2 protein-coding genes and 1 pseudogene are annotated in these 3602 nt (G+C 54.3%); 2 read left to right on the forward strand and 1 reads right to left on the reverse strand.

The features are described from left to right. Positions 1 to 188, reverse strand: a pseudogene (locus Q0072_RS12365) (UDP-glucose 6-dehydrogenase); the annotation flags it as partial. Between the two features lie 865 nt (positions 189 to 1053). Between Q0072_RS12365 and Q0072_RS12370 the strand changes: the two are divergent. Beyond that, positions 1054 to 3255 (forward strand): glycosyltransferase, encoded by a 2202-nt coding sequence (locus tag Q0072_RS12370; protein WP_298330530.1) that lies wholly within the window; start codon positions 1054 to 1056, stop codon positions 3253 to 3255. Between the two features lie 217 nt (positions 3256 to 3472). Continuing rightward, a partial coding sequence (locus tag Q0072_RS12375) for a GDP-mannose 4,6-dehydratase (protein ID WP_298330533.1) occupies positions 3473 to 3602 on the forward strand: 130 nt, incomplete at its 3' end.

The raw sequence follows: 3602 nt of genomic DNA on the forward strand, positions 1-3602 counted from the left end.
CGCCCGGCCTTGGCGTTCTTCTCCACCAGGGCGTCCAGCCCCGGCTCATAGATCGGGATTTCCCCCTTCAGCAGCCGGTCGATCTTACCCTGGTCCTTATCGACACAGATCGTCTCCACCCCGAATTCGGAAAAACAGGCACCAGAGACCAGACCGACATAACCGGTGCCGATGACGGCGATGCGCATCGGGAATTCCTTATCAGTATCGTGCCGTTAGCAGCCAGGAAGGCATTTCTACCGTTCCTATCAGACATGGCAACTTTGTCAATTGGCGCCCCTTTTGCCGCCCGCCACCCTATCTGGGGCGGGTGATGGCCGTGCCGACCGTCAGCAGCGCTGATCGTTTCTCCGACGGAGACTGCCGGGGGGTGGAAATCCAACCCATCACCGCGGCAATAGAATCGTCACTATGATGCAGCCCTGCCCCACTGCTTCGATGATGTCATCCGCCCCCTCCTGGACCCGTTCTACCCAAGGATGGAGAAGGTTCCGCAGTTCCGCCACAGAGGGTCAAACTGCCTTCGGGCCATTTGTGCCTCTTCTTGGCCCGGAACCTGTTCGGAAACCCGTCACTTGCCCGCGATGATACGACAAGGCGCAAGCCGACTTAGGATCGTGCACCTGAAATGCCGTCAACATGCTTACCCCAAGCCCACGGATCGCACCCTCAACAGGGACCGAAATCCATACGCCGCCAGGCCAAGTCACCCTTCTGATAAACATTGACGAATCGCCTGCCGGCACACCCTGGATAAAGAACAGCACCTGGCGACTGGTTCGGATTCCGAATGATTATTTCGTCACTTGACGGCCCCTGCCGTTCAATGGATACCCGTGCCGCACCAGGCTCTGGCCGCCATATCCTGATGATCAGCCCGGACTGCACCCTTGATTTAAACCTCTTGAGCATCAGGACGGCGTTTCATTCGGCTCAGGAGTTCCTTATGGAACCATTTTAAGGCCATTCCACATGAGAATGGGGTTGACAAGGCAAAGACTAAATTTTATTCAAATTGGCGATTACTTAACATAACAGCAGAGTGTGCAAATTATGAAGGTAGCGGTGTTCCTCGGATTTGAACATTCTGCAGAAAACGAATTCACAGAAAGGCTCAAGATATCCTGTGAACGTTTCGGCATTGAAGTGGTAGAATGCCGGACCACCGATGAGATCGAAGAAGCTGACCCTGATCTGGTGTTGTCATTACATTTTCATTTCCCGAAACTCACCCGGCATCCAACGATCGGGGCGCATTGGAATCCCAGTCGTTTCTTTGCCGACAATCCCGCTTATCTGCGGAACCTCATTTGCCTGGATGGCCTGACCACCGCCAGTGGTGAGAGTGATGACTTCGTTAATGACATAAAAGTTGCAACGGGGAAAGAATTCCCGACAAGGGAAATGTATCCTAGTGCGCCAATCCTCGATTTCAAAACGCCAAACTTTGCATCTGCAAAGCTGCTGTATGTCGGCAAGAATTGGGACGGCGTCCGTCATCAAGATCTGTTCACGACGCTGGCATCCATGCCTTGGTTCAACATCTTTGGGCCCAAGGGGGCGTGGGGTTACGCAAGCCGCGCTTATCGTGGTGAACTAAAACTGGACGGCATATCCGTTCTTGAGACGGCGAATTCCGCCGGTGTGGTTCTGGCCCTGCACAAGCGTGAACATTTCGATTCCGGCATCCCCAACATGCGGGTATTCGAAGCGCCGGCCGCCCGCTGCATGATGATCGTGGATGAGCATCCGTTCGTTCGCAAGCACTATGGTGAGTTGCCGCTCTATGTGAACTCGAAGTTGCCGGCCAGCATCCTGGCTGATCAGATCAAAGGTCACATGGAATGGGTGCGGAGTAATCCGGCGGAAGCGGCCGCCCGCACCGACGCAATGCACAAGATCTGGCGCGAACGTTTCTCGCTTGATTGCTTCGCCCAGCAACTGCCTGATTTCGCGGCCGAAGTCCGTCATATTGGCGGCTTTGTGCCTATGGCGCAGCGCCCCGCTGCAAAAAAGACGACCGTCCCAGCAGCGGGCGAGGCGACCATCCCCGGACAGATCGATGTGATCATCCGGTCAACCTCGCGGCCCCTGGATTTTCTGGACCGTGCGCTGACGAGCTTGAGCCGGCAATCCTACAAGAATTTTTCCGTGACGGTCGTTCAATCCGGCCTGAGCCGGAGCCCGAACGAAATCGCGGAAATGCTGAGCAAATACAATTTGCCCGGCTTTGTGATGTATTCCAACGAACTGTTGAGCCCTGCCTCCGCACTTTCCGTTGGACTGTCAAAGGTGAAAGGCGAATTTTTCGCCATTCTGGACGATGATGACGTCTTCTTTGATAATCACCTTGAGAAGTGCCTGAGAAGCATTTGGGCCGAAGATGCTGATTTTGCCTATTCCGGCGCTGTCCGTGTCTGGGAGGGCGGCAATCCGCCTTGGCCATCGGTTCCGGAACGCAAATTCACGGATGAGAACTTCTACCTCCAGGATGAACCGCGGCGTCTGGCCTATATGGACCCGTATGACCGCAAGCGCCTGCTGGCCGGTGATAACTTCATCACGTCAAATTCCTTCGTGGCCCGCTCCACCCTCCTGCGCAATGTTGAGCTCAGCGCTTTCAATCTTCCTGAACTGGAAGACCTCGATCTGCTGCTCATGCTGCTGAAAGAGGAAGTCAAAGTTGTTCATACCTGGTCCCCAACTGTTGCCTATTACTGGCGGGCATCTCTTGGTGACAATCGGACATTGACCAGCAGGCAACATAGCAACATCAAGCACCGCCTGCGGCTCCGCCATAACTTGTCCGATGTGTTGCTTAAGGACTATAAGGGTGACGTCTTCGGCCATGACAATTCGCCGATCAACTGGAATGTCCGGCGTCTGGTTGTCGGCCCGCTGCCGAATGTCGACTATGGTAGCCGTATCGGACATGTCGACCAGATAGAGGTCACCGAAGAGATTGTTCGGATCACGGGCTGGTCTTGGTTCCGGGATTTGTCAGCAGATCAGATCATTTATCTGTCGACAAACCTGCCAGTGAAAAATGCCAATGTCTTCACGAAGGCCCGAACAGACGTCTACGAGAGCTTCAATAACTTTGATCTTTACTTCTGCGGCTTCGTAATCGAATTTCAGCTGTTCAAGAAGAGTGATCTGGTTGCCTTGCAGATCGGCATATCTAGCTTTGATCCTGTTTATGGCAACATTCGATTTGCCGCTGCGGAGGGCTGCGCATTCCTGATGGCGGAATAGTGCTTCTTGCCGCAGAAAGCCGGATTTCATCGACCAGGCATCTGTGCTGGTCGATGAAGCCGTTTGTGAAACGCTTGATGAAAGCCGCCATGTTCCCCCATGCATATCCTGGCGGCGGATCGGGTATCGGTCGGGACGACCGATAAAACCGTGTTAAATCATGCACAATTTGGATAACCTTGTTCTTTATTTACTACAGAGTTGAACAGGAGCGGGCGTGACTAAGACGGCCTTGATCACCGGCGTCACCGGCCAGGATGGTGCCTATCTGTCGGAACTGCTGCTGTCCAAGGGCTATATCGTCCACGGGCTGAAGCGCCGGTCCTCGTCGCTGAACACGGCCCGCA

The organism is Asticcacaulis sp. (genome assembly GCF_027484505.1).
GTDB lineage: Bacteria > Pseudomonadota > Alphaproteobacteria > Caulobacterales > Caulobacteraceae > Asticcacaulis.